Below are 23377 nucleotides of genomic sequence, written 5' to 3'. Positions count from 1 at the left end.
CCCTTCGATCGCTCACGAACAGAGTGAATCATATCCGTAGGGTTTTGCAACAGGCCCACAAGGGTAGAGGAACGGGCGCAAGCGGCGCGGCATACGCCTTATCTCTCCGTCCTGAGCTTGTCGAAGGGGTGGGAGAGAAAGCAATTTCAACATCTTAGCGTCAGCTAAGTGTTAGAAATTGCAGGTGAGGAGCCCTGCTACGCTCGGAAAGACCTCACTCACCATCCAGCGGCTCGACACCCTGCGGCTTGCCCGCACGATCCAGCCTGATCTTTTCGATGCGCTTTTCCGCCGTCGTCAGCAGCGCTTCGCAATGCTTTTTCAGGGCTTCGCCGCGCTCGTAGATGGCGATGGATTCGTCCAGTGCCACGTCGCCGCGTTCCAGGCGGGCTACAATGCTTTCCAGCTCGGCGACGGCTTTTTCGAAAGAATAACCGCTGACATCGGCTGTGTTGGCATTTTCCGTCATGTTCAACCCTTCATCATTCTCAAAATATGCATGGCCGCCGATTCCGCCAGCCCTTCCAGATCATAACCGCCTTCCAGCAGGCTGACGACCCGGTTGCCGGCATATTTGTCCGCCATCTCCAGAATTCGCCCCGTCGCCCAATCGAAATCCTCGCCAACCAGATTGATATGCGACAGCGGATCGCGGTGATGTGCGTCGAAGCCCGCGGAGATGATGATCAGGTCCGGCGAGAAATCGGCAATTGCAGGCAGGACGCGGGATTTGAAAGCCTCGCGAAAGTGGTCGCTGCCGGTGTTGGGCGAAAGCGGCGCATTGACGATGTTGTTCTTGGCGCCCGTCTCGTTTTTATCGCCGCTCCATGGGTAAAGCGGCATCTGGTGCGTTGAGCAGAACAGCACGGACGCGTCATTCCAGAAAATATCCTGCGTGCCGTTTCCGTGGTGCACGTCCCAATCCACGATGGCCACGCGCTCTGCGCCGTGAACCTTCTGCGCATGGCGCGCGGCAATGGCGGCATTGTTGAACAGGCAGAAACCCATGGCCTTTTCGGCTTCCGCATGGTGACCGGGCGGGCGGCTGGCGACGAAGACATTGTCGGCAGCACCCTTGAACACATCATCGACCGCCGCCATCGCAGCACCAATCCCCGTCAGCGCTGCCTGAAGGCTTTTTGGCGATGCATAAGTATCGGCCTCGATACGATTGATCTCGCCATCCTCTTCCGGAATCTGCCGCATGACGGAGATGAGGTGGCTTTCGGGGTGGGTGAGAAGCACGGCATCCTCATTCGCCTGCGGTGCTTCCCTCCGGTCCAGCCGCTCGAAATTGGGATGCTCGAGCGCAATGTTCAGCGAGCGCAGGCGATCCGGGCGTTCGGGGTGCCCATCGGGCGTTATGTGTTCCAGAAATATCGGATGCTCGTAAAGCCGCGTGGCCATGATGCTAACTCCCGAAAGTTCCAGCCAAACTCAGGCGCGTTGCGGCAGCAGCGGATAACCGGCCATCACGGCACGCCCGGCAAGAGCGGCCAGCACCGCTTTGATGACATCGCCCGGAATGAACGCCATGGAGCCAAGGAACGCCTTGGTGAAGCCGATGCCAGTTGCGATGGCGAGATAGGTAATGCCAAAAGCGTAAAGAACGATGACGCCACCCGCGACGCTTGCCAGGAAGAAGCCGAGCCCCTGCGTGAGCGCCGGTTGGCTCGCCTTGACCAGACGCTCGGACAGATAGCCCGTGACGAACGCGGCAGCGATCCAGCCGATGAGGAAGCCGGTCGTCGGCGTCGTGAAGATGGAAAGACCACCACGACCGCCCGAGAGAACGGGCAGGCCGATTGCCGCGATCAGGATCGTTAGCAGGACTGCGAGTGTTCCGCGCTTTGCGCCCAGAACCACACCCGCCAGCATGACGCCGAGCGATTGCGCCGTGATCGGAACCGGAATGAAGCCAATCGGGATCGGCGGCAGCAGGCCAAGCGCGATGATGATGGCTGAAAACAGTGAGATCAGAACAAGGTCACGGGTCTTCATGGGGCTCTCCCTTTTACGTCCTTGGAGGTTTGACCTCTGAAACCGCGCGCGTCAATGGCGTCCGCTATCGCGTCGGCATCCTTCAACGTCATAATAATGAGCGGCACGAGAACGCCATGCAGCTTTACACGGTGTCCGCGCGCGCGATGCGCATCCTTCAGCGTGTTGTAGCGGTTGATGACCTCTGGCACGAACCGAACCACGAGACCGACCGCAAGGCCGATATCCGCCGCCCGCGCCAGCCCCAGTTTTTCCAGAGGGTAAAGCGCTGCCGTGATTTCATCCATGAACTGCGAAATGCTGACGCTTGCGGTAATCGCGGTGGCGAGAAGTGTAAGTGCGCTCAATCTCAAAAGCGCAATGGTCGCATCCAGCGGAGGGATGAGCAGGAAGCTGATGGCGGCTATGACGGCGATTGTCAGGAAGATCGGACGCAGCCTGATGAAGGTTTCCTGCAATCCAAGGCGTGCCTGCCACAAGAGCAGCGCCGCGAGACCGACAGCCAATGTGAGCAAAAGCGGATCACGCGTCAGAAACAGGGCGATACTGAAGGCCGCGAGCGCGATCAGTTTCACACGCGGTGAGAGGCGATAAAGCCAGCCAGTTCCTTCCGCGTAAAGGCTTTTCATTGCAGCGCAATCTCCCGGTATCGGGCAATCACATCTAAGGGCGTGCCATCGGCAACTAATTCACCTTGATTGAACAGCAACACGCGGTCGAAGCTTTCCAGCAGCGGCAGATCATGGGTGATCACGACCAGATGCTGCTCCAGCCCGTTCATCGTCTTTTCCACAAGCGCACGGTTCTTCAGGTCCAGCTGGTTCGTGGGCTCGTCCATGATCAGGATTTTCGGGCCGGTAATGGTCAGCGCCGCAAGTGCCGATAGTTGCAGCTCTCCACCGGAAAGCTCATGCGCACGGCGGTCAGCGAGATGCTCGATACCGAAACGCCGGAGGATGGTGTCTACCGCAGCCTCCACGGCGCTCTTGCTCAACTCGCGATTCTTCAAGCCAAACGCGATGTCGTCGCGGATGATCGGCAGGATGATCTGGTTTTGCGGGTTCTGGAAAACGAAGCCGACCTCTTTCAGAACCGCGTCTGCGTCCTTCACCGTATCGAGCCCGTTGACGATAACCTGCCCGCTGCTGGGCTTGGTCAGGCCGTTGATCATCCGCGCGAAAGTGGTTTTTCCCGAACCGTTGAGGCCAATAATGCCGATGCGGTGTTGGTTCAAAGACAGGTTCAGCGGCGCAAGCGCCGTTCGCCCCTCGAAACTCACCCCCGCATTCTGGAATTGAATGTCCACGCCTTATCCTTTGCCATCCTTCGCGCCTCTATAAACACAATGACGGTCAGAAAAATCAAGAACAAAAAAAGAACATTGCATTTTCATCCACAGGGCCATAGGCTTTTCACATGGCGATTCTGGTTTCGAACGAAGCAGCACGACGTATCTTTCTGGCGCGGCAGGGTCTGTCTGCAGCGCCCAACAAGGCGTTGTCGAAGGACGGTTTGCTGCAACTCATCACCGAGCTCGGCTTCGTGCAGGTGGATAGTATCGCGACGGTGGAGCGGGCTCATCACCAGATCATCTTCTCCAGAAACCAGACTTACAGACGTGAGCATCTGACGGCTCTGCTGGAAAAGGATCGGGCGCTTTTTGAGCACTGGACGCATGATGCTTCCATCCTGCCATCCGCCTTCTATCCCTATTGGAAACACCGCTTCCGCCGCCGTGAACCAATCATGCTTGAACGGTGGCGAAAATGGCAGGGGGAGGGCTTCGACGCAGCCTTTGAGGAAACTTTCCAACGCATATCGCAAAACGGCGCTGTCATGTCCCGCGACATGAAGGCGGAGGATCACCAATCCGGCGGCTGGTGGAACTGGCATCCCTCCAAGACCGCGCTGGAATATCTGTGGCATACGGGAAAGCTGGCAATATCGGGCCGCGTCAATTTCCAGAAGGTCTACGATCTCTCCGAACGCGTCATTCCTGAGCATCACCATGGGCTGGAAGTCAGCCATGATGAATTCATCGACTGGGCCTGCCGGGAGGCACTGTCGCGGCTTGGTTTTGCGACATCGGGGGAGATTTCGGCTTTCTTCGATCTGATAACGCCGCACGAGGCGAAGCATTGGGTGACGGCCCATCGTGACGAGTTGACGGAGGTGTCGCTCGTTTCCGCCAATGGTGAGAAAGAGAGAGCGTCATTCGCTTTCGCGGGCTTTTCCGGTGATCTGGAGGCGGAGGCCTCCATCCAGCCGCCGCAGCGTATCCGGGTCTTGAGCCCGTTCGATCCTCTCCTGCGCAACCGCGCCCGCACCGAACGCCTGTTCGGCTTCTTCTACCGCATCGAAGTCTTCGTGCCGGAGCCGAAGCGCCAATATGGCTATTACGTCTTCCCGCTTTTGGAGGGAGACCGCCTGATCGGACGTATCGACATGAAGGCGGAGCGCAGGAACGGTTCGCTCGATGTGAAACGCCTCTGGCTGGAAAAGGGTGTCAGGCCCTCTGCGGGCCGACTGGGAAAGCTCGATGCGGAGCTCAATCGCCTTGCAAAATTTACCGGGGTAGAGAGCGTCCGATATCTCGATGGCTGGCTAGGATAGCTTTACCCAATCGCGTTAGCGCGGCTAAAGGATATGGCGTATAATTGAGCACAATTAAATGCGGCTTGCCCTGCTTCAACCAATATCCGTCGAGCTGATCTGAATGCCGAAGCCCTCGAGCCCGACATAATGGCGCTCGCGGGTGCTGAGAAGCTTGATGGAGCTGATGCCGAGGTCTTTGAGGATTTGCGCGCCGAGGCCGATTTCCAGCCATTCTTCTTCGCGCGTGCGGGCTTCGGCATGAGCCTCGTCCGGGTCGCGTGCCTTGCGGCGGCCCGAAACCTGGCCGACACCAACGGAGCCTTCGCGCAGATAGACGATGACGCCGCGGCCTTCTTCGGCAATCTTCTGCATGTAATGCTGCACCGGCTGCTTCTTGCCGAACACATCGTCTGCGACGTTTTCAGGATGCAGGCGCACCGGAATGTCGACGCCATCGCGAATATCGCCGAAGATCACGGCCATGTGCTGCATCGGGTCCCAGGGCAGGGAGTAGGTCTGTGCCTTGGCCGGGCCGAAAGGCGTGTCGATGGTAAATGCGCTTTCCATCTCGACCAGCGTTTCCTTGCGCTGGCGATAGGCAATGAGGTCTGCAACCGATACCTGCCTCAAACCATGGGTTTCGGCAAAGGAGGAGACCTGCGGGCCGCGCATCACGGTGCCGTCGTCATTCACCAGTTCGCTGATCACGCCGATCAACGGCAGCCCTGCCAGCTTGCAGAGATCGACCGCCGCTTCCGTATGGCCGGAGCGCATCAACACGCCGCCCTCGCGGGAGATGAGGGGGAAGATATGGCCGGGGCGGGTAAAGTCGGCGGCACCCACATTCGGGTTGGCCAGATTGCGCACCGTCAGCGTCCGGTCATCGGCGGAAATGCCGGTCGTCGTTCCGTGCTTGAAATCCACCGAAACCGTGAAGGCCGTGGTATGGGCACTGTCATTTTCCGCCACCATGGCATTGAGGTTCAGCCGCTTGGCTTCCTCGCGCGGCATGGGCGCGCAGACGATGCCGGAAGTGTGGCGCACGATGAAGGCCATTTTTTCCGGCGTGCAATGCACGGCAGAAACAATTAGATCGCCTTCATTCTCCCGGTCGTCATCATCCATGACCACCACGATCTCGCCCGCCTCGAATGCGCGGATAGCTTCAACGACGCGTTTCTGATCGTAGGCCATGGGAAACTCCTCGGTTATTTCAGGCGACCGGTCTGGCCGCGATCTCGCAGATAATGGTCGGCAACCGTGCAGGCCACCATGGCTTCGCCGATGGGCACGGCGCGAATGCCGACGCATGGATCGTGGCGGCCCTTGGTGCGCACCTCGACATTGTTGCCGTCAGCATCGATAGACTGACGCTCCGTCAGGATCGAGGAGGTGGGCTTGATGGCGAAGCGCGCAACGATCGGCTGGCCGGTGGCGATGCCGCCTAGAATGCCGCCCGCGTGGTTGGACAGGAAGATCGGGTTGCCGTCATTGCCCATGCGCATCTCATCGGCGTTTTCCTCGCCGGTCAGTTCGGCAGAGGCAAAACCTTCGCCGATTTCCACGCCCTTCACGGCGTTGATCGACATGAGATTGGAGGCGATATCCTGATCGAGCTTGGCATAAAGCGGAGCGCCAAGGCCAGCAGGAACGCCCTCCGCGATGACTTCGACAACGGCGCCGATGGAGGAGCCAGCCTTGCGAATGCCATCCAGATATTCCTCCCAAACCGGCACCATATTGGCATCCGGGCAGAAGAAGGGATTTTCGTTGACCTGCGCCCAATCCCAGTTGGCGCGGTTGATCTTGTGCTTGCCGATCTGCACCAGCGCACCGCGAACGGTCATGCTGGGCACGACTTTGCGGGCCAGAGCGCCTGCGGCCACACGCGCCGCGGTTTCGCGCGCCGATGAGCGTCCACCACCGCGATAATCGCGAATGCCGTATTTCAGATCATAGGTAAAATCCGCATGGCCGGGGCGATAGCGGCGGGCGATTTCGCCGTAGTCCTTGGAGCGCTGGTCGGTGTTTTCGATCAGCATGGAAATCGGCGTGCCGGTGGTGATCATCGTCTCGCCGTCCTCATCCAGCATCACGCCGGAAAGAACTTTCACGATATCGTCTTCGCGTCGCTGCGTTACGAAGCGGCTCTGGCCGGGCTTGCGCTTGTCCATCCAGGCCTGCACTTCGGCAAGCGTAAAGCGAATACCGGGCGGGCAGCCATCCACCACGCAGCCCAGCGCCGGACCATGGCTTTCGCCCCATGTGGAAACGCGGAAGAGATGACCGAAGGTATTATGCGACATGATGTACAGACCAGACCGGGATGCGCGCCTTTGAAAGGCACGCCATTTCGAAAAATACGCGGGGTCATCTCTTAGAGCGTTTCCGTATTGAATGGAAGCGCTGCGCCCGGCATCTTTCTGCCGGATTACGAGACCTGACGCCAGAGTTGCGCCGTGGCAAAGTTGGAGAAATCCTCCGGCGACAGCGGCTTTGCGAAAGCATATCCCTGCAACAGATCGCAGCCCATATCCTTCAGCATGGCGGCGTGGGCATGGCTTTCCACGCCCTCGGCCACCGTTTCCACGCCAAGCGAGCGGGCGATGTCGATGATGGAGCGCACCAGCGAACGCTCCTGCGGCGAGGCGAGAATGGGCATGACCAGCTGCCGGTCGATCTTCAGCCGCTTCGGCTTGATGCGCAGCAGGCTGATGAGCGATGTGTGGCCCGTGCCGAAATCATCGATCTCGATATCGATGCCGAGCGCCTTGATCTTCTCGATATTGCGAACGACCTTTTCCTCGCTCTCGTCGAGGAAGATCGATTCAACCAGTTCGAACGTCACTTCGCCCGGCAGGATCGCAAGTTCCTTCAGGCTTTCCGCCAGATGCTCGTCATGCAGGCGGCGAAGGGAGACGTTGACGGAAACGCGCGGCACGTCGAGCCCCTTGAGGGTCCAGATACGCCGATCCTGAAGCGCCGTTTGCAGAACGATCCGGTCCAGCACCTGAACGACATTGAGTTCCTCGGCGATTTTGAGAAACTTGTCCGGCGTCAGCAGGCCGCGCGTCGGATGCCGCCAGCGCACCAGTGCTTCGATGCCGGCAATATCGCCCGTCTGGACACAGAATTGCGGCTGGTACCAGGTCTCGAATTCCCCATTTTCCAAGCCGGAAAGAATCTCATCGGCCATTCGCTTGTGGTTGACGAGTTCCGCCTGAAGATTTTGCGTGAAGAATTCGTAGCGGTTTCGCCCCGTCGCTTTGGCGCGGTAAAGGGCAAGGTCGGCATTGATCAGCGTCTTGCGCGCGTCATGGGTGTTGCTTTCTCCAAAGGCAATGCCGATGGAAACGCCGCAGCGGCAGGTGAAACCCTGAAAATCGAAGGGATGCTTGAAAGCGGCAATGATATGCGTGGCCACCGATTTGACGTGATCCTTGTCGCCCACTTCCGTAATCAGGATGACGAATTCATCACCGCCGATGCGTGCGACGATATCGCCGTCCCGCACATTGCGGTTCAGAATTTCGGCGGTGTGCACCAGCATGGCATCGCCCGCCGCGTGGCCCAGCGTGTCGTTGATCTGCTTGAAACGGTCAAGATCGAGGTGGAGAATGGCAAAGCGCTTCCGGCCTGCCTCTTCGCCCAGCGTCGCCACTCTGTCCAGTTCGAGGTCAAGACAGCGCCGGTTGGCAAGCCCTGTCAGCGGATCATGCAATGCATTGTGCTCGATCCGCGATTTCGCTTCGATAAGCTCGGCATTGCGTGCTTCCGCTTCCTCCTTCGCGGATTTCAGCTCATCCGCGATCTGCCTGTCGGCTGTAACATCGAAGGAAATGCCGACGATCTTTCGATTTCCATTGGAACGCTGATGGATCTGCCCGACAGAGCGAACGTAACGAAGTTCCCCGTTCGGCAGCACGACGCGCTGGACGCTGGAAAGGTTTCGATTGTTGGCAATCGCTTCTGCAGCGATCTCCTCGACATAGTCGCGATCATCCGGGTGGAGGCAGGCTAACCACTTTTCATGCGAAACAATACCTGTGGTGAAGGCCAGCCCATAGAGCTGATGCATCCGCCGGTCCCAATAGGTCCGGTTGTTGGTAAGATCCGCTTCCCATATGCCGCAATTATAAGACTGCAGGGCCAGATCGAGCCGCCGCGACAGTTCCATCAGGTCATGCTCGCGCGAAGACAGTTCCTGAAGCGCAAGTTCCAGCTCTGCGTTTTTAACGTCGCTGCTATATTTGGAATCCTGCAACGTCTGCGCCATCTGCATATCGGATGTCACGTCCCAGATGATGCCGGTGATGCGGCGCGCGCCATCCGGCGTCACATAGTTCGATCCGGCTGAACGCAGATAGCGCACCGAGCCATCGGCTGCGGGTATGCGATAGACCTCGGAAAGGGTTTCATGGTCGCTCTCGCATTGATGCAGAAACTGGGAAACCTTCTCCCGATCCTCCGCAATCATGGCGGCAAGCCAATCTGCCAGTGGAATTTTCTTTTCAGTCGCAAGAAAGCCGTGAAGCGCTGCCGCTCTTTCATCGAGATAGCAGGATGACCGACCGTTGATTTCCCAAAGCCCGATATTGGACGAATCCATCGCCAGCTTGAAGCGTTGCGAAAGCTGAAGAAGCTTGTCTTCGCGCGCACGCAGGTCCGTCAGATTGCGGTTGCGCTCGGCCACCAGAATAAGGGTCAGAAGAAAGGGCAGGGTGATCCAGAAGGAGTCTGGATCGAATATGTGAATGGAAATGAAGACGGCTGCTGTCACCGCAATGAGTAGAAACGTAAAAGTCTTGCTTGTGCCTCTTAAAATTCGAGAAGCCATAAATGTGATCCTACAAAGATTATCCTAAAACTGAGCAGCATTCAGTCTCTTATGGAGGCGAAACTAAAATATATTCTGAATCAAGCAGTATAGAGAAACGCTGTCTGGGCGAATTATTGGTTCATTTGACCGTTCACGAGGAAAAACTGTCTAAAGGCTTGATTATTGGTTAAAATCCATTCATCAATTATACCGAAAAAGACATGGTTGCGGGCAAATTCCGCCACATTCGGGAGACAAATCTTGTTGCATGGAAAACTGATACGCAGCCTGAAGGAAGCTAAATCCATGCGCTTGATGATTGCCGCACTTTTGGCCACTGCAAGTCTGTTCGCACCGTTGAACGGTTTCGCGCAGAGCGTCGATGTCGAATCCACCATCAGCAAGGTCGATGTGAAGGGCCTCAGCATTACGCTGGCCGATGGCAAAAACTACAAGGTGCCTGAGGAGTTCAACTTCGAAGGACTTCAACCGGGCGTGAAGGTTCTGGTCTTCTACACCGAAGTCGATGGCAAACGCGTCGTGGACGATCTGGAAGTCGTTCAGTAAGCACCGCTCACACGGTTTCGCTTACCGACACCCATTCAGCAATATTCCTGTCCGTCTCCACCCGCAGAATGCGATCCTGCGGAATTGGAATATCCGACGCCTCATCCTTGTCCATGCTGGAGACAAGCCGGAAGATGGAGCGGATGACCCCGCCATGGCAGACACAGACGGTCTTTCGCTCGACCGACGATAGCCACGCGCCGATACGCCAGGAGAGGATTTCGTAGCTTTCGGCGTCTTCCCCCGGTGGAATGAAATCCCACTTCGCGGCCTTGCGCGCCTTTACCCTGTCCGGGAATGCAAGCTTGAGCTCGGGAATGGTGTAGCCTTCCCAATCGCCGAAGGAAACTTCGACAAGGCGCGCGTCCGTACGGTAGGCGGTGGGATCGAGACCCATTGCGCCGCGCATGAGCTCCATCGTCTCGCGCGTGCGGCCTAGCGGGCTTGCGACATAGTCGAACTCCGTCGCAGCAGGGCCAAGGATATGGGAGAGGGTCTTGCCGTTCCCAACTGCCTGGGAACGACCGAAGTCATTGAGGGGAATATCCTTTTGGCCTTGCAGCCTTCTTATCGCGTTCCAGTCCGTCTGTCCGTGGCGGATAACATAGACCAGCAAAGCAAAACCCCTGTTCAAACTCTTTCGTTCAAAAGGATTGATTGCGCCGCACGTCAAAAATGTGGCGGCGCACATCACTAAAAGCTTATCGCGCCTCGCCTTGCAATTCCGTGTTCAACAGAATCGAAAACAGACGCTTATGCCTTAATCCTTTACGACAGAGATGTCGGGTGCGTCCACCGCTTTCATGCCGATCGTGTGGTAACCGGAATCCACATGGTGAACTTCACCGGTAACGCCGGTCGAAAGATCGGACAGCAGGTAGAGCGCAGACTTGCCGACTTCTTCGATGGAAACCGTGCGCTTCAGCGGCGCATTGTACTCGTTCCACTTGAGAATATAGCGGAAATCGCCAATGCCGGAGGCCGCCAGCGTCTTTATCGGACCGGCGGAAACGGCGTTGACGCGGATGCCGCGATTGCCGAGATCTACCGCCAGATAGCGCACGCTTGCTTCGAGAGCAGCCTTGGCAACGCCCATGACGTTGTAATTCGGCATGACCTTTTCCGCGCCGTAATAGGTCAGCGTCAGAATGGAGCCGCCATCGTTCATGATGGGGTCCGCACGCTTTGCAACGGCTGCCAGCGAATAGACGGAGATGTCCATAGTGCGGTTGAAGTTGTCGCGGCTGGTGTCGAGGTAACGGCCCGTCAGCTCGTCCTTGTCCGAAAACGCAATGGCGTGAACGACGAAGTCGATCTTGCCCCAATGCGCTTCGAGATTGGAGAACACCGCATCGATGGTTTCCAGATCGGTCACATCGCAATGGCCTGCCATGAAGGCGCCAAGTTCCTGGGCAAGGGGTTCCACGCGCTTCTTCAGCGCATCGCCCTGCCAGGTGAACGCCAGTTCGGCACCTGCATCGGCGCATGCCTTGGCAATGCCCCAGGCGATGGAACGGTTGTTTGCGACGCCCATGATGAGGCCACGCTTGCCAGCCATGAGGCCGGATGTCTGAGCCATTGGATGCTCCCTATACTTTAGATCGAACCTGCCTATGGCATAGGCAGAACGCCTGTTCAAGAAGGCCTCAGATCATCTCATGTAAGGGAGCGTAACAAAGGGTGCGTTGTTCACCGCTTTCAATGGCTTGTCACAGATAAAGACCTTCGCGCATATGGCGCATGAGGTCCGTTACCTTGGCGTCCGGCGTCTCCAGAAGGACGATGCGAAGTTCGACGACAAGATCGCCGAAAGTACCGTCTTCCTTCTGCAAACCCTTGGCTTCCACGTGGATTGCCTTGTCGGAACCGGACCATGCAGGCACCGTCACCCGCTGCTCTCCGCGAGGGGATTGCACCGTAGTTTCGCAGCCCAGCACGGCATCCGCCAGCGAGATAGGCAAAGTTGTGTGGATATCGTGGTTTTTCACCGTGAACGCATCGTCACGCGCAACCAGAACAGTCACCACAAGGTCGCCGCGCGCCACATCCGGCAGCTTCAGGCCCTGGCCCTTCAGCCGCACGATATGTCCATCCGTTGTTCCGGCATCGAGCGTGAAACGCACATCGCGTTCGTCCGGCATGCGGATGGTGACGGATTTCTGGTCGATGATGTCATTGACGGTTACGATGGCTTCCGCCGTCATGTCAGGTGCTTTTTCCACCGCTGTCTGCGTGCCGCGAATGCGGCGGATCAGTGCGTTGAAGAGGCTGAGCGCAATCGAGCCGCCCGCTTCATTCTTATCCTGCGCATGCGCATGATCACCCTCTGCCACGGACGAATTCTTCTCGGCTTCCGGGCGCATCTTGCCCTTGGCTTCAGCGCCGAAGATGCGTTCCAGCATATCCTCCGCGGATTCCGGCTTGGCGGTCTGATCGGTGTTTGGCGCTGAGGCAGCGGCTTCGCCGGGAGCGGCATTCGCTTTTGCATTGCGCTCCTGCGCGCGCGCCAGCTCTTCCATCAGCTTCTCGGCAGCCTTGGCGCGCTCAGCCGCCTCACGGGCCGCTTCGCGCTGCTGCATGATTGTCTGTTCGCGCTTCTTGCCTTCCGCCGCACGGCGCGCCTGATCGTAAAGGCCGCGCTTGCGCGGATCCTTCAACAGGTCATAGGCCTGGCCAATTTCGGCAAAGCGTTCCGTCGCGTCCGGATCGTCGCGATTTTGGTCTGGATGCACCGTTTTGGCCTTGGAACGCCAGGCCGCTTTTATCTCGTCCGAACCGGCATCGCGCTTGACGCCGAGAATAGAATAGGGATCACGCATCCGCACCACCAGTTACGCCTGCAATTCCGGTCTCTCCTTTCGGGGACCTGGAAACCGAAGAACACTCGCCCTGAACGTGCGAGCCTGCGATTGCGTTGCACGGTCAAGTTCTTAAAAACTGGATCGACTGTGGCAAGAAGTTGCTAATCAGACCTTTACGCACGCCCTGCGCAGGCGTGTGAAGGCCCTGTTCTCGAAGACAGGGTAAACGCTTTATTTCTGATCGAAGCGGGTCATCAGCCAGTCGCCTGTCTCAGAAAGGCATGCCTGGCCGGTGTAACTGGCAATTCCTTCGAAGGAATGGCGCGTGGTGGCGAAGTTGCGGCAGACGAAGCCTGTGCTTCTGTCTTCGCGAATGGCGGTAACGACGCCAGCGCTGCCCGTTGCCGCATTGGCCCACGGAACAGGAGAATCGGCAACCTTTACCAGATCGGCGGAGGTTACCGCATTGCGTATCGTCGCGTCGTCGGAAAGGGTAGGCGCGGTCTGCTGGTTGGGAACAGATGCCGTGGAGAGCGACCGATCGACTTTTTCTCCACCGAACAAATCCAGGCTCACACAGCCCGTCAGCATCACGGCCATCGCAACAGCAGCGGAAACATCCACCACCGATGACAGGAAGCTCTTTGTTCGACTGTTCGACTTTGCTATGACGTTCACCATCTCTTACCCAGAAACCATCTCTGGTACGCAAATCAGCTCGGGAGCATTTTATTCAATATGTCGGAAACGGGGTTAACATCTAGTGACTTCACCGAAGAAAATGAGCCTTTCGCGCTTTTCGCCGAATGGTTGCGGGATGCAACTGCATCCGAGGTGAACGATCCGAATGCGGTGGCGCTTGCTACCGTGGATGAGGATGGCATGCCAAGCGTGCGCATGGTGCTGCTGAAAGGCGCCGATGAGCGCGGCTTCGTGTTCTACACGAATTTCGAAAGCCGAAAGGGCATCGAAATCCTCGGTCAGAAGAAGGCAGCCATGTGCTTTCACTGGAAAAGCCTGCGCAGGCAGGTCCGCATCCGCGGTCTGGTGGAGGTCGTCAGCGATGAGGAGGCGGATGAATATTACGCCTCGCGTCCACGCGGCAGCCGCATCGGTGCCTGGGCGTCAAAGCAGTCGCGCCCGCTCGAAAGCCGCTTTGCGCTGGAAAAAGCCGTTGCCGAATATACCGCCAGATATGCGATTGGCGATATTCCCCGCCCGCCGCACTGGTCCGGCTTCCGCATCAGGCCGCTGACCATCGAATTCTGGCATGACCGCAAGTTCCGTCTGCATGACCGGGTGGAATTCCGTCGCGAGAGCCCGGAGACACCTTGGGCCAAGGTGCGGATGTATCCTTGATGCCCGGCTATCGGCTAAGATTTTCGGGCGCGAAAAAAAACATTCGCGCCCGGCAAGGAGCCTATCGACTCGCCGTTCGAATTATGTTCTCTTTCGCACGAACGTAAGGAGAACATAATGTTAGCTGATCTCATGCAGCAATTCGAGCAAGCGTCGGCCAGATACGCCAATGCCAATGGCATTACCCGTGATCCCGACTGGTTCATGCTGAAACTTCAGGAAGAAGTGGGCGAGGTGACGCAAGCCTGGAATCGCCTCAGCGGCAGGGGCCGCACGAGGGGTAAGACACCTGAGGAAATGCATCAGGATCTATCCGACGAAGCTGCCGATCTTCTTGGACATATTCTGCTTCTGGCAAAGCAGAACGATCTCGATCTGCTGAGCTCCATCAAGCGCAAATGGCTGTTCGACCCGCTCGATAGCCCTAATCGCTGACGCGCATGTCGGCGGTTCGCCGTAGCAATGTTGCGACTTCCATGAGGTTAACGCAAATCGCAACGCACTTCGTCTGCATCAACTCCGTCTGCGGCGCGACATCGGGCACCATCACCGTCATCATGCCAGCGGAGGATGCGGATTGTACGCCGTGATAGGAATCCTCCAGAGCAACGCAATCGGCTGGGTCGATGCCCAGAAGCCTTGCAGCTGTCAGATATGGCATCGGGGCGGGCTTTGGCTCCGTATAGTCTTCGCGCGCGACGATATGGTCGAAGCGGGGAATGAGACTAAAAGGGCCAAGATGACGGTTGACGGATTCGTGTCGGGATGAGGTGGCTATCGCACGCGGTAATCCGAGATCATCGAGCAGATCGAGGATTTCGCTCACGCCATCCTTCAGCGCCACCCCGCCCGCCATCTGGATTGCCAGATGCCGCAGCCACGCATCCCGAAACGCATCCATCGGAAAATCCGCGCCATGTTCGGCGGTAATAGTCCGCGTGATCATGTCCCATGGGCTTCCGCAAACGCGCTGGTAAAGCTCCACCGGCAGCCCATGCCCACCTTCTTCCGAAGCGGCAAGGAAAGAATCGCGATATAGTTTTTCACTCTCGATCAGCAGGCCATCCATGTCGAAGATGACCGCACGCGGCAAACGGGGAAGCAGCATGTGAAACACCTCAGCCGAACCGGAAGGGGCGTTCGCCCAAGCTCTCGAAGGGCCGGATAAGGTACCCATCCGGATCGGCAACCACGAACTGATGATTTCCCACTTCGGTCTCGCCCTTGCGATACCATTTCTCTTCCAGCGGCAGGAAAAGCTTGACGCCCGCTGTCTCCAGCTTGTCGAGAATAGGCTCGAGAGACGGAACCTGAAGCTGCAGGTTCATGCCCCGCCCGAAAGGAAACGTGATCGGAGCATTCTCCTGCTCGAATGTCCGCCCCGCGCCAATCTGATCGATCATCAATTGCGCATCGCCCAGCGCCAGATAGGTAAACCCTTCCTCGGGCCGCTCATAAACCACATGAAAGCCAAGCAGATTGCAGTAGAACATCCGGCTTTTATACCAGTCATTAACGGCGAGTTCGGGGACGAGGGCATTGGGGATGAAGGTCATTAGGTAGTTAAGCCCTCTTCGTGTTCATTCAACTGTGTTTCAGGTAGCGCAGTGCCCGTAGGGATATAAATGTGATTAAAGCTATCAAGGGTATACTGAAGCCAAAGCCAATTATTATTTCAAGGTCGGATACCTGTTCGGCATTTTCAGCACCGTAGAGTGAAACTAGCTTCTCGGCCAGCGTGGGTGGAAAAGTCGGAAACATGTCTGGGCGGGTCAGCCACAAATGCGTTATAAACGCTGAGGCTACTAGAACCCATATTGTGAAGATTGCAGCGCCTATGGTCTTTTTCATTTTACGATGACCTTTCCATAGGACTCAAGAGCTATCCCCGGGATTTTGATTTTAGGTGCTTGAAGCAGCAAGGCTCTCAATCGCTGAAAGTCTGAACGGTGTTCTACCGTTATACAGCCTTCGCTTATCCCCATCGATCCCTTGGGGTGCAATCTGAAATTTCCACGCTTGATCTGGTTGCACAAGGTTTCGTCATCGATTTTTCCGTCAGCAGCGTACAGAGCGAACCATTCGGATCGACCGCTAAATAAGTCACGTAACGGTCCTAGTAGACCGCCTGACTGTCTGTCGAAAATGTGGTACTCTCCGGGAGGTATAGGCCCCTCTCCAACTGAGCAGGCGTGCTCCCGTTTATTGGCTTGCGCCCTAAGCCCGGAAAAAGCCGGTATAGAAACGCTCTGACGGGTCAATGCACTCATAGGCAAGCCGTTTAATTCAAACGTCCAATCCATTAAATATTCTCCATACACCAGATAACCAATCTGGATATCGTGAAAACAAAAAATGGCAAAAGTTGTAACGGCGAATTTTTTATTCAATTATAGATGGAAGAATTATGCCTTCGTCCCACCCACCGTAATCTGGTCCATCCGCAGATGCGGTTGGCCGACGCCGACCGGGACCCATTGGCCTGCCTTGCCGCAATTGCCGATGCCGGTGTCGAGTTTCATGTCGTTGCCGATCATCGTTACGCGCTTCATGGCATCGGGACCGTTGCCGATGAGCATGGCACCCTTGACCGGCGCGCCGATCTTGCCGTTTTCGATAAGGTAGGCTTCCGTGCAGCCGAAGACGAATTTGCCGGAGGTGATATCCACCTGTCCGCCGCCGAAGGAAACGGCATAAATGCCCTTCTTCACGGAGGCGATGATTTCTTCCGGCGTCTTGTCGCCGCCCAGCATATAGGTGTTCGTCATGCGCGGCATCGGAACGTGGGAATATCCCTGCCGACGTCCGTTGCCGGTGGCCGTCATGCCCATCAGGCGGGCGTTCTGGCGGTCCTGCATATAGCCGACAAGCTTGCCGTTTTCGATCAGCACATTGTAGCCGGAAGGCGTGCCTTCATCGTCCACCGTCAGCGAGCCTCGGCGGCTATCGATGGTGCCGTCATCCACCACGGTTACACCGGGGGCGGCAACCATTTCGCCCAAAAGACCCGCAAAAGCCGAGGTTTTCTTGCGGTTGAAATCGCCCTCGAGGCCATGGCCAACAGCTTCATGCAGCATGACGCCGGGCCAGCCGGAGCCGAGCACGACATCCATCGTGCCCGCTGGCGCATCGATGGCCGTGAGGTTCACCAGCGCCTGCCGCAACGCCTCATCTGCGCCGCGCTGCCAGTTTTCGGTCGTGATGAAATCACCGAAGCCGACGCGCCCGCCAATGCCATAGGAGCCGCTTTCCTGCCTGTCGCCTTCGCCCGCCACGACGGAAATATTGATGCGTGTCATGGGCCGCACATCGCTGACGCGATGGCCATCGGCGCGCAGAATATCCACCACCTGCCAGCTTGCCGCAATCGAAGCGGTGACCTGGCGAACCTTCGGGTCCTTGTCGCGCAGATAGGTGTCGATCTCGGTCAGAAGCTTGACCTTTTCCTCGAAGGAGGGAGAGCCGATAGGGTTCTCATCGCCGTAAAGCTTCTTGTTGGTGCGCTGGGGTGCTGCGGCATAGGAGCCGGAATAGCCCCGTGTCACCGCGCCCACCGCACCTGCGGCGCGTTGCAGGGCGGCGGTTGAAAGCTCGCCTGCATGGGCATAGCCCACCGTTTCTCCTGCCACGGCGCGAAGGCCGAAGCCCTGATCGGTGTTGAAGCTGCCGCCCTTGAGGCGGCCATTGTCGAAGGTCAGCGATTCCGCCTGCGCGTGCTCCACGAACAGTTCACCGTCATCGGCGCCGGAAAGTGCTGCCGCGACTTGCGCTCGCAACTGTCCCTCGTCGCAATCGAAAAGCGTCAGAAGGTCTTGGGTCATCGCGTGCTCCAGGCGTCGGTATCAATCATACCCACGCATTTAAGTGGTGAGGAGCGGCGGTGCAAGTCGCATCAGGGGAGGGCGTCGTAGCCCTCGGCAAAGCCGCTCAATTCGATCGGAATACCGACACGGTCCTGATCGACGGATTCGCGCAGCGCAAATACGGCATGCTTGCCAGCGCGCAGCACCTTCATCAGCTCGTCGTCGATATCGACTTCGACATAGCATCCCTCGGCAAAGCAGCGGGTGAAATAGGCACGGCCGATATTATTATTGTCGATATATAGCTCCATGCCATCCTTCAACAGCACACCGAGCGGTGCCAGAATGCGCAGGATGCGGGATTTGCGATCCGCCGTTTTCAGCACCACGACCGACAGACCCACTTCCGGGCGGTCGTCTGCAATCACGTTCTGCATCAGCGCGCATTGCTCTTCGGATGCACCGGCGGGCTTGTCGCAGATCACGGACCAGGAGCCATGCGTCGACTTTGGCGTGCCCGGTTGCTGCTGGGCGAAGCTCACGCCCGGCGCTATGCCAGACGCGATGAGAGAAAAGCCGGCGGCGACAAAAACGGCGCGCGCGATCGGGGGCAGACGCATGGATACCTCTGGAATTCGAATCAGTGCGGCTATTTTGCCTTCCGAAGCGGGAAATGAAAGAGCCGCAGGTTTCAATTCCAAGCGAGTACGGCCAAAATAGGACCTGTGAGCCGCTATCATCTTCATCCGCAGAAATTAAATCGCCCGCCGCCCGGGCCTTTTGCGCCCAAGGCGAAGGCTGAGGTGATGCCTGAAAACGACTCAAGAAAAATGGTTCTGAACCAAAGCAAGGCGATATTGCGGCGAAGGGCAAACTGTGATTTGAAGTCTATACTATAAGCATGGATTCTGCGTCTGAGATTGATCATGATCAGGCGCGTGAGGGAGAGGTACCGTGATTAATAGGATTTTCGCAAGCTTGGCGGGCATGATCTGTCTGTTCACGGCTGTTGGCGCAAGCGCCGATCAGCCAAGGGAATGGCAGATGGGATTGCAGGAGGCTGCCACGCCAATCATGCATGAAATTCGGTGGTTTGAACAATATACCCTGTGGTTTATCGTTCCTGTCACGCTTTTCGTTCTCGTTCTACTCGTTCTCGTCGTCGTCAAGTTTCGGGCTTCTGCAAATCCTGTTCCGTCCAAGACAAGCCATAATACGGCCATCGAAGTGGTCTGGACGCTCGCACCGGTTCTGATTCTTCTTTTCATTGCATTGCCATCCTTCAACCTGCTCAATGCGCAGCTGACGCAGCCGGAAAACCCGGACCTGACGCTGAAGGCCACCGCCACCCAGTGGCAGTGGAACTATGAGTATGAAGCGCCCGCTGGGGGCGAAACGCTGGCCTTCGACAGCTACATGCTGAAGGAAGGCGACCGCGCCGCAGCAGGCAAGGAAGACAAGGCGCGCTATCCGCGCCTGCTCGCCGTCGATAATGAACTCGTCGTTCCGGTCAACAAGACCGTTCGCATGCTCGTCACCGCTGCGCCGACAGACGTCATTCACGCATTTGCAATGCCAGCCTTCGGCGTCAAGATCGATGCCGTTCCCGGTCGCCTGAACGAAACATGGTTCAAGCCCGAGAAGGAAGGCCTCTATTACGGTCAGTGCTCCGAGCTTTGCGGCAAGGACCACGCCTTCATGCCGATTGCCATTCGTGTGGTTTCCGAAGAGCAATATAAAACCTGGTATACCGCTGCCGCTTCCGATTTGAGCGGTGCGAACCGGGCGCTCATGGCTTCTGTTGATGGCCCAAGCGCCATCCGCGTTGCCGGAAACGAAACCAACTGACACGAGGAGTGAGGACAATGGCTGGACATTCCACACACGAAGATCATCACTCTCATGGTCTTGAAGCCCATCACGACGATGATGCCCATCATGATCACAAGCCGAGCTTTGCGCAGCGCTGGCTGTTTTCCACCAACCATAAGGATATCGGCACGCTCTATCTGATCTTCGCGATCATCGCCGGTATCATCGGTGGCGGCCTGTCGGTCGTCATGCGTATGGAGTTGCAGGAACCGGGCATCCAGATTTTCCACGGTCTGGCGTCCATGGTCTATGGTTTCGAAGGCGACGCTGCCATCGATGGCGGCAAGCACATGTTCAACGTGTTCACCACCGCGCATGCGCTCATCATGATCTTCTTCATGGTCATGCCCGCCATGATCGGCGGTTTCGCCAACTGGATGGTGCCGATCATGATCGGCGCGCCGGACATGGCCTTTCCGCGCCTGAACAACATTTCCTTCTGGCTGATCGTTCCGGCCTTCATCCTGCTGCTTCTTTCGCTCTTCGTGGAAGGTCCGGCGGGCGCCTACGGCGTCGGTGGCGGCTGGACCATGTATCCGCCGCTTGCCACAAGCGGCATGCCGGGACCGGCGGTCGATCTGGCGATTTTTGCGCTGCACGTTGCGGGCGCGTCCTCGATCCTCGGTGCCATCAACTTCATCACCACGATCCTGAACATGCGCGCACCGGGCATGACGCTGCACAAGATGCCGCTCTTTGCCTGGTCGGTTCTGGTTACGGCGTTCCTTCTGCTTCTATCCCTGCCGGTTCTGGCTGGCGGCATCACCATGCTTCTGACGGACCGCAACTTCGGCACCAGCTTCTTCTCGCCTGAAGGCGGCGGCGACCCGATCCTTTACCAGCACCTGTTCTGGTTCTTCGGTCACCCGGAAGTGTACATCCTGATCCTGCCCGGCTTCGGCATCATCAGCCACATCGTGTCCACCTTCTCGCGCAAGCCGATCTTCGGTTACCTCGGCATGGCCTATGCCATGGTCGCCATCGGTGCCGTCGGCTTCATCGTGTGGGCGCACCACATGTACACGGTCGGCCTGTCGCTCGAAGCGCAGCGCTACTTCGTCTTCGCAACCATGGTGATTGCGGTGCCAACCGGCATCAAAATTTTCTCCTGGATCGCGACGATGTGGGGCGGCTCGCTGACCTTCACGACACCGATGATCTGGGCAATCGGCTTCATCTTCCTCTTCACGGTGGGTGGTGTCACGGGCGTTCAGCTTGCCAATGCCGGTCTCGACCGTTCGCTGCACGACACCTATTACGTGGTGGCTCACTTCCACTACGTTCTGTCGCTCGGCGCCGTTTTCGCCATCTTCGCCGGTTGGTATTACTGGTTCCCGAAAATCACCGGCTACATGTACAGCCAGAAGATCGGCAATCTGCACTTCTGGGTCATGTTCGTCGGCGTGAACCTGATCTTCTTCCCGCAGCACTTCCTCGGCCTTGCCGGTATGCCGCGCCGTTACATCGACTATCCGGATGCCTTCGCTGGCTGGAACTACGTGTCCTCCGTCGGTTCGTATATCTCGGCAGTGGGTGTACTCATCTTCCTCTTTGGCGTATGGGAAGCCTTCGCCAAGAAGAGAGTGGCTGGCAACAACCCTTGGGGTGATGGCGCAACCACGCTGGAATGGCAGCTGTCTTCTCCGCCGCCATACCACCAGTGGGAACAGCTTCCGCGCATCCGCTGAGGCATTTTGTCCGAGCGTTTCTTCTGGCGTAACATGATAAATGTCAGTTTTACGCCAGAAGAAAGATGAAAGAAGGCGCCGCCCCGGAGCGTGGCGTCTTCTGTGAAAGCAGGAAATAATGACCGTTATCGACAATCGCGACACGCTTGCCATTGAACCGACTTCGCTTTCCGAAGCTGGCGCGCGCGATTATTTCGAGCTGTTGAAGCCGCGCGTCATGTCGCTGGTGGTCTTCACGGCTTTTGCCGGGCTCATCCTCGCGCCGGGTTCGATCAACCCCGTTCTCGGCGCCATCGCCATCCTCTGTATCGCCGTCGGTGCGGGTGCATCCGGCGCGCTGAACATGTGGTATGACGCAGATATCGATGCGGTGATGACCCGCACTGCAAAACGCCCGATCCCATCGGGCCGTGTGACGCCGGGCGAAGCGCTGGCCTTTGGCCTTACGCTGTCGGTCTTTTCCGTCGTCATTCTCGGTCTTGCGGTCAACTGGTTCGCAGCCGGTCTGCTCGCCTTCACCATCTTCTTCTATGCCGTCGTCTATACGATGTGGCTCAAGCGCTCCACGCCGCAGAACATCGTCATTGGTGGTGCTGCCGGTGCATTCCCGCCCATGCTGGGCTGGGCCTGCGTCACGGGTAACGTTTCCATCGACAGCACCATCCTGTTTCTGATCATCTTCCTCTGGACGCCCGCGCATTTCTGGGCGCTGGCGCTGTTCAAGATGCGCGATTACGGCTCCGTCGGCATTCCGATGATGCCGAATGTTGCGGGCGAACGCTCTACCAAGAACCAGATGATCGTCTATGCCGTGTTGACCATGGCCGTGGCAGTCGCGCCATATTTCACCGGCCTTGCCGGGCTTGGCTATGGCATCTTTGCCGCCGTTCTCAGCGCAATTTTCGTCATCTGTTCCATCTCCGTGCGCCGCATGCCGGATGGCGACGAGAAGATGGTGCCTGCCAAGAAGATGTTCGCCTATTCCGTCTTCTATCTTTTTGCGATCTTCTCGGGCCTGCTGGCGGATCATCTCGTGCCGTCCTTCGTGACGCTTTTCGGAGGAATTGCCTGATGGAAACGGTGAAGCTGAACGAGGCGCAGAAGAGATCGAGACGCGGGCGCAACATTGCGCTTGGCGTAGTGTTGGCGGCGCTGGTGGTGCTGTTCTACGTCATCACCATCATCAAGATCGGCGGTCACTGACCGATAGTTTGAGACCGTGGAGAGGAGGACACGATGGGAGCGAGTGAAACAAAAACGGTGAAGAAGACGAGTAACGGCTCGATCCTCGTCCTGTGCCTTGTCTTCGTCTGCGGCATGGTCGGAATGGCCTATGCCTCCGTCCCGCTTTACCGCCTCTTCTGCCAGGTCACCGGCTATAACGGCACCACGCAGCGCGTCGAGCAGTATTCCGATGTCATTCTCGACAAGACGATGAAGGTGACGTTCGACTCCAACACCTCGAATGGCCTCAACTGGGATTTCCGCCCTGTCGACAGACAGGTCGAGCCGCGAATCGGCGAGACGATACAGGTAACCTTCAAGGCGACGAACCGCTCGCCGGTGGCGACCACCGGTACCGCCGTCTTCAACGTCACGCCGATGGAGGCGGGTGCCTATTTCAACAAGGTGCAATGTTTCTGCTTTACGGAAACCACCTTGCAGCCGGGCGAAACGCTTGAAATGCCGGTGGTTTTCTTCATCGATCCCGAAATCGTAAAGGCTCGGGAAACGAAGAACATTCATACTTTGACACTGTCCTATACATTTTACCCGTCCAAGACGGAAAAACCGGTTGCGTCCTTGCCGGTAAAGACTGAACGTGACGAAACTAAACTGTGAGAGAGGGAGGCGCGGTCTCAATCGACCCGC

27 protein-coding genes are annotated in these 23377 nt (G+C 57.5%); 9 read left to right on the top strand and 18 right to left on the bottom strand.

What is annotated here, in order from left to right; genetic code table 11:
• Positions 1 to 214: 214 nt before the first annotated feature.
• The 5 genes from CFBP5473_RS11945 to CFBP5473_RS11925 are packed head-to-tail and all read right to left on the bottom strand — an operon-like array spanning position 215 to position 3307.
• Positions 215 to 469, bottom strand: coding sequence for an exodeoxyribonuclease VII small subunit (locus CFBP5473_RS11945; protein ID WP_037171757.1), 255 nt, complete (start codon positions 467 to 469; stop codon positions 215 to 217).
• A 2-nt stretch (positions 470 to 471) separates the two neighbouring features.
• Positions 472 to 1407: a histone deacetylase family protein gene (locus CFBP5473_RS11940; protein WP_027677032.1), complete on the bottom strand. Its 936-nt coding sequence runs from the start codon at positions 1405 to 1407 to the stop codon at positions 472 to 474.
• A gap of 30 nt (positions 1408 to 1437) precedes the next feature.
• Positions 1438 to 2001 carry a biotin transporter BioY gene (locus CFBP5473_RS11935; RefSeq protein ID WP_027677031.1) on the bottom strand — a complete coding sequence of 188 codons (564 nt, stop codon included), beginning with the start codon at positions 1999 to 2001 and terminating at the stop codon, positions 1438 to 1440.
• Positions 1998 to 2630, bottom strand: coding sequence for an energy-coupling factor transporter transmembrane component T family protein (locus CFBP5473_RS11930; protein ID WP_027677030.1), 633 nt, complete (start codon positions 2628 to 2630; stop codon positions 1998 to 2000). The genes CFBP5473_RS11935 and CFBP5473_RS11930 overlap by 4 nt, the downstream gene beginning before the upstream one ends.
• A complete protein-coding gene (locus tag CFBP5473_RS11925; protein ID WP_027677029.1) occupies positions 2627 to 3307 on the bottom strand; it encodes an energy-coupling factor ABC transporter ATP-binding protein in 681 nt (226 codons plus the stop codon). The genes CFBP5473_RS11930 and CFBP5473_RS11925 overlap by 4 nt, the downstream gene beginning before the upstream one ends.
• Positions 3308 to 3417: 110 nt before the next feature.
• Here CFBP5473_RS11925 and CFBP5473_RS11920 point away from each other — a divergent pair, with 110 nt between their 5' ends.
• The gene (locus CFBP5473_RS11920; protein ID WP_027677028.1) at positions 3418 to 4614 is read left to right on the top strand and encodes a winged helix-turn-helix domain-containing protein; all 1197 of its coding nucleotides are present in this window, start codon (positions 3418 to 3420) and stop codon (positions 4612 to 4614) included.
• 75 nt (positions 4615 to 4689) lie between these two features.
• On the opposite strand, the gene ribB is transcribed toward CFBP5473_RS11920, so the two are convergent.
• From ribB to CFBP5473_RS11905, 3 genes are all read right to left on the bottom strand, one after another.
• Entirely contained in the window at positions 4690 to 5790 is a 1101-nt protein-coding gene (gene ribB, locus CFBP5473_RS11915) for a 3,4-dihydroxy-2-butanone-4-phosphate synthase (RefSeq protein WP_027677027.1), read from the bottom strand.
• A 14-nt stretch (positions 5791 to 5804) separates the two neighbouring features.
• Positions 5805 to 6902, bottom strand: a complete 1098-nt coding sequence (aroC, locus tag CFBP5473_RS11910; RefSeq protein WP_027677026.1) for a chorismate synthase — start codon at positions 6900 to 6902, stop codon at positions 5805 to 5807.
• 125 nt (positions 6903 to 7027) lie between these two features.
• Entirely contained in the window at positions 7028 to 9433 is a 2406-nt protein-coding gene (locus CFBP5473_RS11905) for a putative bifunctional diguanylate cyclase/phosphodiesterase (RefSeq protein WP_084631822.1), read from the bottom strand.
• A gap of 288 nt (positions 9434 to 9721) precedes the next feature.
• Here CFBP5473_RS11905 and CFBP5473_RS11900 point away from each other — a divergent pair, with 288 nt between their 5' ends.
• Positions 9722 to 9982, top strand: a complete 261-nt coding sequence (locus CFBP5473_RS11900) for a DUF1344 domain-containing protein (protein ID WP_027677025.1) — start codon at positions 9722 to 9724, stop codon at positions 9980 to 9982.
• Between the two features lie 7 nt (positions 9983 to 9989).
• Here the strand turns inward: CFBP5473_RS11900 and CFBP5473_RS11895 are convergent, their stop codons facing one another.
• The 4 genes from CFBP5473_RS11895 to CFBP5473_RS11880 form a co-directional block, all read right to left on the bottom strand.
• The gene (locus tag CFBP5473_RS11895; protein ID WP_027677024.1) at positions 9990 to 10598 is read right to left on the bottom strand and encodes a histidine phosphatase family protein; all 609 of its coding nucleotides are present in this window, start codon (positions 10596 to 10598) and stop codon (positions 9990 to 9992) included.
• 144 nt (positions 10599 to 10742) lie between these two features.
• Positions 10743 to 11561, bottom strand: coding sequence for an enoyl-ACP reductase FabI (gene fabI / locus CFBP5473_RS11890; protein ID WP_027677023.1), 819 nt, complete (start codon positions 11559 to 11561; stop codon positions 10743 to 10745).
• A gap of 130 nt (positions 11562 to 11691) precedes the next feature.
• On the bottom strand, positions 11692 to 12801 hold the full coding sequence (locus tag CFBP5473_RS11885; RefSeq protein WP_027677022.1) for a DnaJ C-terminal domain-containing protein: 1110 nt from the start codon (positions 12799 to 12801) through the stop codon (positions 11692 to 11694).
• 213 nt (positions 12802 to 13014) lie between these two features.
• On the bottom strand, positions 13015 to 13464 hold the full coding sequence (locus CFBP5473_RS11880) for an RT0821/Lpp0805 family surface protein (protein ID WP_027677021.1): 450 nt from the start codon (positions 13462 to 13464) through the stop codon (positions 13015 to 13017).
• Between the two features lie 57 nt (positions 13465 to 13521).
• Between CFBP5473_RS11880 and pdxH the strand changes: the two genes are divergently transcribed.
• Both pdxH and CFBP5473_RS11870 read left to right on the top strand, forming a co-directional pair.
• Positions 13522 to 14142 carry a pyridoxamine 5'-phosphate oxidase gene (gene pdxH / locus CFBP5473_RS11875; RefSeq protein WP_027677020.1) on the top strand — a complete coding sequence of 207 codons (621 nt, stop codon included), beginning with the start codon at positions 13522 to 13524 and terminating at the stop codon, positions 14140 to 14142.
• A gap of 117 nt (positions 14143 to 14259) precedes the next feature.
• Complete coding sequence (locus CFBP5473_RS11870; protein ID WP_027677019.1) at positions 14260 to 14577, top strand: nucleoside triphosphate pyrophosphohydrolase family protein; 318 nt, start codon at positions 14260 to 14262, stop codon at positions 14575 to 14577.
• On the opposite strand, the gene CFBP5473_RS11865 is transcribed toward CFBP5473_RS11870, so the two are convergent.
• The 6 genes from CFBP5473_RS11865 to CFBP5473_RS11840 all read right to left on the bottom strand — a co-directional run bounded on the left by CFBP5473_RS11865 (position 14567) and on the right by CFBP5473_RS11840 (position 18565).
• The gene (locus tag CFBP5473_RS11865; RefSeq protein WP_027677018.1) at positions 14567 to 15247 is read right to left on the bottom strand and encodes an HAD family hydrolase; all 681 of its coding nucleotides are present in this window, start codon (positions 15245 to 15247) and stop codon (positions 14567 to 14569) included. The genes CFBP5473_RS11870 and CFBP5473_RS11865 overlap by 11 nt on opposite strands.
• A gap of 13 nt (positions 15248 to 15260) precedes the next feature.
• Complete coding sequence (locus CFBP5473_RS11860; RefSeq protein ID WP_037171754.1) at positions 15261 to 15698, bottom strand: bleomycin resistance protein; 438 nt, start codon at positions 15696 to 15698, stop codon at positions 15261 to 15263.
• A gap of 28 nt (positions 15699 to 15726) precedes the next feature.
• A complete protein-coding gene (locus CFBP5473_RS11855) occupies positions 15727 to 15993 on the bottom strand; it encodes a hypothetical protein (RefSeq protein ID WP_027677016.1) in 267 nt (88 codons plus the stop codon).
• Positions 15990 to 16532 carry a DUF2778 domain-containing protein gene (locus CFBP5473_RS11850; protein ID WP_210163874.1) on the bottom strand — a complete coding sequence of 181 codons (543 nt, stop codon included), beginning with the start codon at positions 16530 to 16532 and terminating at the stop codon, positions 15990 to 15992. The genes CFBP5473_RS11855 and CFBP5473_RS11850 overlap by 4 nt, the downstream gene beginning before the upstream one ends.
• A 15-nt stretch (positions 16533 to 16547) precedes the next feature.
• Positions 16548 to 17963, bottom strand: a complete 1416-nt coding sequence (gene tldD / locus CFBP5473_RS11845; protein ID WP_027677014.1) for a metalloprotease TldD — start codon at positions 17961 to 17963, stop codon at positions 16548 to 16550.
• A gap of 71 nt (positions 17964 to 18034) precedes the next feature.
• Positions 18035 to 18565, bottom strand: coding sequence for an invasion associated locus B family protein (locus CFBP5473_RS11840; RefSeq protein WP_027677013.1), 531 nt, complete (start codon positions 18563 to 18565; stop codon positions 18035 to 18037).
• Between the two features lie 367 nt (positions 18566 to 18932).
• Here CFBP5473_RS11840 and coxB point away from each other — a divergent pair, with 367 nt between their 5' ends.
• The 5 genes from coxB to CFBP5473_RS11815 all read left to right on the top strand — a co-directional run bounded on the left by coxB (position 18933) and on the right by CFBP5473_RS11815 (position 23347).
• The gene (gene coxB / locus CFBP5473_RS11835; protein WP_037171762.1) at positions 18933 to 19793 is read left to right on the top strand and encodes a cytochrome c oxidase subunit II; all 861 of its coding nucleotides are present in this window, start codon (positions 18933 to 18935) and stop codon (positions 19791 to 19793) included.
• 17 nt (positions 19794 to 19810) lie between these two features.
• Positions 19811 to 21505 carry a cytochrome c oxidase subunit I gene (ctaD, locus tag CFBP5473_RS11830; RefSeq protein ID WP_027677011.1) on the top strand — a complete coding sequence of 565 codons (1695 nt, stop codon included), beginning with the start codon at positions 19811 to 19813 and terminating at the stop codon, positions 21503 to 21505.
• 118 nt (positions 21506 to 21623) lie between these two features.
• A complete protein-coding gene (locus CFBP5473_RS11825; protein ID WP_027677010.1) occupies positions 21624 to 22577 on the top strand; it encodes a heme o synthase in 954 nt (317 codons plus the stop codon).
• A complete protein-coding gene (locus CFBP5473_RS25585; RefSeq protein ID WP_027677009.1) occupies positions 22577 to 22708 on the top strand; it encodes a hypothetical protein in 132 nt (43 codons plus the stop codon). Before CFBP5473_RS11825 ends, CFBP5473_RS25585 begins: the two co-directional genes overlap by 1 nt.
• 33 nt (positions 22709 to 22741) lie before the next feature.
• The gene (locus tag CFBP5473_RS11815; RefSeq protein WP_027677008.1) at positions 22742 to 23347 is read left to right on the top strand and encodes a cytochrome c oxidase assembly protein; all 606 of its coding nucleotides are present in this window, start codon (positions 22742 to 22744) and stop codon (positions 23345 to 23347) included.
• Positions 23348 to 23377 lie beyond the last annotated feature (30 nt).

The organism is Agrobacterium larrymoorei, from assembly GCF_005145045.1.
GTDB lineage: Bacteria > Pseudomonadota > Alphaproteobacteria > Rhizobiales > Rhizobiaceae > Agrobacterium > Agrobacterium larrymoorei.
This window is presented reverse-complemented; position numbering and strand designations above follow the sequence as displayed.